Raw genomic sequence first — 6,694 nt, forward strand, 5'->3', positions numbered from 1 at the left:
CCGGATTTGACCGCGGAACGTTTTGTTCCAGATCCGTTTGGTTCGGCCGGAGGCCGGTTATACCGCACCGGAGACCGGGTTTGCCGGCGTGCTGATGGTGCACTTGAGTTCTTAGGTCGCTACGACCATCAGGTGAAGCTGCGGGGTTACCGGATCGAGACCGGTGAGATTGAAGCGGCTCTAACATCGCATCCATCCGTTGGTCAGGCAGCTGTGTTGCTACGTGCAGATGGCCCCGGAGAAGGGCGGCTGGTTGCTTATGTGGTCGGAGATGCAAGCGCAGGTGATTTACGCGCGCATCTTCAGCAGACCTTGCCTGATTACATGGTTCCAGCGGCATTTGTTACTTTGTCAGCTCTGCCCTTAACCCCGAACGGAAAGCTTGACCGCAAGGCGCTGCCAGAACCTGATGACAGCGGATTGGTGCGTAAGGCTTATATTGCTCCGCGTACACCAGTTGAAGAGATGCTTACCAGCATCTGGGCAGAAGTTCTGGGCGTGACACAGGTCGGCGTTGAGGACAACTTCTTCGATTTGGGGGGCATTCCCTTCTAGCCATGCAGGTTATGGCGCGTGTGGGACAGGCTTTTGCTGTAGAGATACCGTTGAAGGCATTGTTCGAGGCACCATGCGTTAAAGATCTGGCGGCAGCTGTCGAGCTGGCTCTCGGTTTGGGCCGGACTATGGAAGATCTGCCTCTGGATCCAGTGGACCGAAGTGGGGCTTTGAAGCTTTCACACTCTCAAGAACGTCTTTGGTTTTTGGATCAACTGGCACCAGAACAGTCTGCTTATAATGTTTCCGGGGCAGTCAGGTTAAATGGTGCGTTGGATGTACCTTCACTTGAAAGGGCGTTTGCAGCACTGATTGAGCGTCATGAGAGCTTGCGCACGCGGATTGTAGAAGAAGAGGGGGTCGGTTATCAGGTAATTGATCCGCCGGCAGATTTCCTATTGAAGATTACCGATGTGGATGGCTTGTCCTCAGAACAGCTGAAGGCACACATGCAGGATCTGACTGCTGCGCGGTTTGATCTTTCGACTGGTCCCTTGTTCCGGGCAGAGCTTTTACGCCTTGCCGCGGATCGCCATGTGCTGGTTGTGAGCATACATCATATTGTTTCTGATGCCTGGTCCATAGGCGTCTTGGTGCGGGAACTGGGAGAGCTTTATGCTGCACAATGTGAGGAACGGCCAGCCGATCTTCCAACCCTGCCCGTGCAATATGCTGATTATGCCGCCTGGCAGCGGCGCTGGCTTGAGGGGGAGCGTCTGGAGGGGCAGCTTTCGTACTGGTGTGACAAGCTTCAGGAGCTTCCAACATTAGACCTTCCTACAGATCATCCTCGTCCGGCAGTGATGAGTGGCCATGGGGCCCGGATTGAGGTGACTTTCCCGGCTGAACTATCAGGCGCGTTGACAGCCTTGAGCCAGCGGGAAGGCGTGACCTTGTTCATGGTTCTTCTGGCAGCCTTTCAGGTTCTGCTCAGCCGTCACAGCGAGCAAAATGATGTGGTGGTGGGTGCCCTGTGGCCGGGCGTCGCCGCCCAGAGCTGGAAGGGCTGATTGGCTTTTTTGTCAACACCTTGGTGTTGCGCGGCAATCTGTCAGATGATCCCAGTGTGCATGACCTTCTGGTTCGCACGAGAGAACTGGCGCTTGAAGCGTATGGTCATCAAGATGTGCCGTTTGAGCGGTTGGTTGAAGCACTCCAGCCGCAACGAGATCTTTCTCGCCACCCTCTGTTCCAGGCAATGTTGGTGCTGCAAAACGCTCCAGGGGATGCCATGGCACTGCCTGGTCTAAGCGTTCAGAGCGAGCCGCTCACAGGCAATACGGCAAAGTTTGATCTTACTTTGAGTTTGAGTGAAACGCGGGAAGGGCTGCGCGGGCGCCTGGAATACAGCACAGATCTGTTTGAAGCGTCGACAATGGAACGCCTGGTTGTCCATCTGGAGCGTCTTTTGGCGGCGATGGCCTCCGCAGATCCAGAGCAGAAGATCTCCACGCTCTCACTGCTTGATGAGGCAGAACGTCATCAGGTTTTAGAAGAGTGGAATGCAACGGCAGCAGATTATCCGCAAGACCGTTGCTTGCATGAGCTTATTGCTGAACAGGTTGCCCGACAGCCAGATGCAGTTGCAGTGGAGTTTGAGGGGCAGTGTTTAAGTTATGGTGAGTTAGAGGCTCGTGCCAATCAGCTTGCCCATCATCTGCGTACTCTTGGAGTTGGCCCAGAAGTTATTGTTGGCTTGTGCGTTGACCGGTCAGCTGAGATGGTTGTGAGTTTGCTGGCCATCCTCAAGGCTGGAGGTGCCTACCTTCCACTTGATCCTGCCTATCCGCCTGACCGGTTAGCGTTTATGCTGCAGGATGCGGGGGCCTCTCTTGTTGTATGTGATGATGCTCATTCAGGATTGGTCAGTGATCATCCGTTGGTGTGTTTGCAGGCCGATGCGGAGATCATTCGCCAATATCCTCAAAGCTCACCGGATGTGACGGTGGATGCTGAAAACCTTGCCTATGTGATTTACACGTCCGGCTCAACCGGACACCCTAAAGGGGTCATGATCCGTCATGGAGGATTAAATGGGGCGTTATCTAGCTTAACAGCGGTCCTTGAGCTCACAGCTGGCGATGTTTTGGCAGCAGTTACCAACTTGACTTTTGATATAGCTACTCTTGAAATTTAGCTCCACTTATATTAGGTGGCCGCTGTGTTTTGGTAACACGGTCAAGCGCAGAGATGGACTTGCCTTAACTAACATATTGAAGAGTAGTCGCGTAACAGTTCTTCAAGCTACTCCTACCACTTGGTATCTCTTGTTGGAGACTGGAGGTATACCTTCAGGACTACGAAAGATATTGTGTGGTGGGGAAGCACTATCCCGAGATCTTGCAGGTGGGTTAACAGCATGCCATGAGCATGTTTGGAATTTATATGGGCCGAGTGAGACGACAATTTGGTCTGCATTGCATAAAGTCACGTCAGGAAAAGCATCTGTTCCGATCGGTCATCCGATCTGGAACACTCAGCTTTACGTTCTTGATGGAGGGCTTGAGCCTGTGCCTGTTGGGGTATCAGGCGAGCTTTACATTGGCGGAGTTGGCTTAGCTCGTGGTTATTTAGGGCGGCCGGATTTGACCGCGGAACGTTTTGTTCCAGATCCGTTTGGTTCGGCCGGAGGCCGGTTATACCGCACCGGAGACCGGGTTTGCCGGCGTGCTGATGGTGCACTTGAGTTCTTAGGTCGCTACGACCATCAGGTGAAGCTGCGGGGTTACCGGATCGAGACCGGTGAGATTGAAGCGGCTCTAACATCGCATCCATCCGTTGGTCAGGCAGCTGTGTTGCTACGTGCAGATGGCCCCGGAGAAGGGCGGCTGGTTGCTTATGTGGTCGGAGATGCAAGCGCAGGTGATTTACGCGCGCATCTTCAGCAGACCTTGCCTGATTACATGGTTCCAGCGGCATTTGTTACTTTGTCAGCTCTGCCCTTAACCCCGAACGGAAAGCTTGACCGCAAGGCGCTGCCAGAACCTGATGACAGCGGATTGGTGCGTAAGGCTTATATTGCTCCGCGTACACCAGTTGAAGAGATGCTTACCAGCATCTGGGCAGAAGTTCTGGGCGTGACACAGGTCGGCGTTGAGGACAACTTCTTCGACTTGGGGGGGCATTCCCTTCTAGCCATGCAGGTTATGGCGCGTGTGGGACAGGCTTTTGCTGTAGAGATACCGTTGAAGGCATTGTTCGAGGCACCATGCGTTAAAGATCTGGCGGCAGCTGTCGAGCTGGCTCTCGGTTTGGGCCGGACTATGGAAGATCTGCCTCTGGATCCAGTGGACCGAAGTGGGGCTTTGAAGCTTTCACACTCTCAAGAACGTCTTTGGTTTTTGGATCAACTGGCACCAGAACAGTCTGCTTATAATGTTTCCGGGGCAGTCAGGTTAAATGGTGCGTTGGATGTACCTTCACTTGAAAGGGCGTTTGCAGCACTGATTGAGCGTCATGAGAGCTTGCGCACGCGGATTGTAGAAGAAGAGGGGGTCGGTTATCAGGTAATTGATCCGCCGGCAGATTTCCTATTGAAGATTACCGATGTGGATGGCTTGTCCTCAGAACAGCTGAAGGCACACATGCAGGATCTGACTGCTGCGCGGTTTGATCTTTCGACTGGTCCCTTGTTCCGGGCAGAGCTTTTACGCCTTGCCGCGGATCGCCATGTGCTGGTTGTGAGCATACATCATATTGTTTCTGATGCCTGGTCCATAGGCGTCTTGGTGCGGGAACTGGGAGAGCTTTATGCTGCACAATGTGAGGAACGGCCAGCCGATCTTCCAACCCTGCCCGTGCAATATGCTGATTATGCCGCCTGGCAGCGGCGCTGGCTTGAGGGGGAGCGTCTGGAGGGGCAGCTTTCGTACTGGTGTGACAAGCTTCAGGAGCTTCCAACATTAGACCTTCCTACAGATCATCCTCGTCCGCAGTGATGAGTGGCCATGGGGCCCGGATTGAGGTGACTTTCCCGGCTGAACTATCAGGCGCGTTGACAGCCTTGAGCCAGCGGGAAGGCGTGACCTTGTTCATGGTTCTTCTGGCAGCCTTTCAGGTTCTGCTCAGCCGTCACAGCGAGCAAAATGATGTGGTGGTGGGTGCCCCTGTGGCCGGGCGTCGCCGCCCAGAGCTGGAAGGGCTGATTGGCTTTTTTGTCAACACCTTGGTGTTGCGCGGCAATCTGTCAGATGATCCCAGTGTGCATGACCTTCTGGTTCGCACGAGAGAACTGGCGCTTGAAGCGTATGGTCATCAAGATGTGCCGTTTGAGCGGTTGGTTGAAGCACTCCAGCCGCAACGAGATCTTTCTCGCCACCCTCTGTTCCAGGCAATGTTGGTGCTGCAAAACGCTCCAGGGGATGCCATGGCACTGCCTGGTCTAAGCGTTCAGAGCGAGCCGCTCACAGGCAATATGACAAAGTTTGATCTTACTTTGAGTTTGAGTGAAACGCGGGAAGGGCTGCGCGGGCGCCTGGAATACAGCACAGATCTGTTTGAAGCGTCGACAATGGAACGCCTGGTTGTCCATCTGGAGCGTCTTTTGGCGGCGATGGCCTCCGCAGATCCAGAGCAGAAGATCTCCACGCTCTCACTGCTTGATGAGGCAGAACGTCATCAGGTTTTAGAAGAGTGGAATGCAACGGCAGCAGATTATCCGCAAGACCGTTGCTTGCATGAGCTTATTGCTGAACAGGCTGCCCGACAGCCAGATGCAGTTGCAGTGGAGTTTGAGGGGCAGTGTTTAAGTTATGGTGAGTTAGAGGCTCGTGCCAATCAGCTTGCCCATCATCTGCGTACTCTTGGAGTTGGCCCAGAAGTTATTGTTGGCTTGTGCGTTGACCGGTCAGCTGAGATGGTTGTGAGTTTGCTGGCCATCCTCAAGGCTGGAGGTGCCTACCTTCCGCTTGATCCTGCCTATCCGCCTGACCGGTTAGCGTTTATGCTGCAGGATGCGGGGGCCTCTCTTGTTGTATGTGATGATGCTCATTCAGGATTGGTCAGTGATCATCCGTTGGTGTGTTTGCAGGCCGATGCGGAGATCATTCGCCAATATCCTCAAAGCTCACCGGATGTGACGGTGGATGCTGAAAACCTTGCCTATGTGATTTACACGTCCGGCTCAACCGGACGCCCGAAAGGGGTCATGATCCGTCATAACGGTGCGCGTCATTCTATAATAGCTCTAATTGAAGTGTTCTCTATTACAGCTGACTCCCGAGTCTTACAATTTGCAAGCTTTAGTTTCGATGTGTCAGTTTGGGAGATCTTTTGCACACTAAGGCTGGTGCGCGCTGATAGTCCGCCTCACGCACGCATTAGTTGGTTCTGTATTGACGAACCAGATAAGTGCACGCGCTATAACAACTTTGATGCTTCCTCCATCTATCTGGCGACAATTAAGCCAGACCAAGCTCTCAATCTAAAAATGCTAGAGTAGCAGGCGAAGCTTCACTTCCATCCTTATTGAAGCCATGGTGTAATGGACGGCGAATTGTAAACGCTTACGGCCCTACAGAAATTACTGTATTTGCTAGTTGGTATTTGGTAAATGCAACGGAGCAATCATCTGTTCCGATTGGTTATCCGATCTGGAACACTCAGCTTTACGTTCTTGATGGAGGGCTTGAGCCTGTGCCTGTTGGGGTATCAGGCGAGCTTTACATTGGCGGAGTTGGCTTAGCTCGTGGTTATTTAGGGCGGCCGGATTTGACCGCGGAACGTTTTGTTCCAGATCCGTTTGGTTCGGCCGGAGGCCGGTTATACCGCACCGGAGACCGGGTTTGCCGGCGTGCTGATGGTGCACTTGAGTTCTTAGGTCGCTACGACCATCAGGTGAAGCTGCGGGGTTACCGGATCGAGACCGGTGAGATTGAAGCGGCTCTAACATCGCATCCATCCGTTGGTCAGGCAGCTGTGTTGCTACGTGCAGATGGCCCCGGAGAAGGGCGGCTGGTTGCTTATGTGGTCGGAGATGCAAGCGCAGGTGATTTACGCGCGCATCTTCAGCAGACCTTGCCTGATTACATGGTTCCAGCGGCATTTGTTACTTTGTCAGCTCTGCCCTTAACCCGAACGGAAAGCTTGACCGCAAGGCGCTGCCAGAACCTGATGACAGCGGATTGGTGCGTAAGGCTTA

At 53.6% G+C, this 6,694-nt stretch carries 2 protein-coding genes and 3 pseudogenes; all 5 read left to right on the top strand.

Features of this window, described 5'->3' with window-relative positions; all coding sequences use genetic code 11:
• The first annotated feature begins 6 nt into the window (after positions 1-6).
• Positions 7-555 carry an AMP-binding enzyme gene (locus tag BLS62_RS32450; RefSeq protein WP_093191646.1) on the top strand — a complete coding sequence of 183 codons (549 nt, stop codon included), beginning with the start codon at positions 7-9 and terminating at the stop codon, positions 553-555.
• Positions 533-2,689: pseudogene (locus BLS62_RS32705) on the top strand (condensation domain-containing protein); the annotation flags it as partial. The gene BLS62_RS32450 and the pseudogene BLS62_RS32705, both read left to right, overlap by 23 nt.
• Positions 2,682-3,116: pseudogene (locus BLS62_RS32870) on the top strand (AMP-binding protein); the annotation flags it as partial. The pseudogenes BLS62_RS32705 and BLS62_RS32870, both read left to right, overlap by 8 nt.
• Positions 3,117-3,214: 98 nt before the next feature.
• Positions 3,215-5,992 (top strand): annotated as a pseudogene (locus BLS62_RS32715) (condensation domain-containing protein); the annotation flags it as partial.
• 29 nt (positions 5,993-6,021) lie between these two features.
• Positions 6,022-6,694 (top strand): AMP-binding protein (locus BLS62_RS30360; RefSeq protein WP_244283691.1); only part of this gene is annotated, 673 nt, incomplete at its 3' end.

This window comes from Pseudovibrio sp. Tun.PSC04-5.I4, from assembly GCF_900104145.1.
Classification (GTDB): domain Bacteria; phylum Pseudomonadota; class Alphaproteobacteria; order Rhizobiales; family Stappiaceae; genus Pseudovibrio.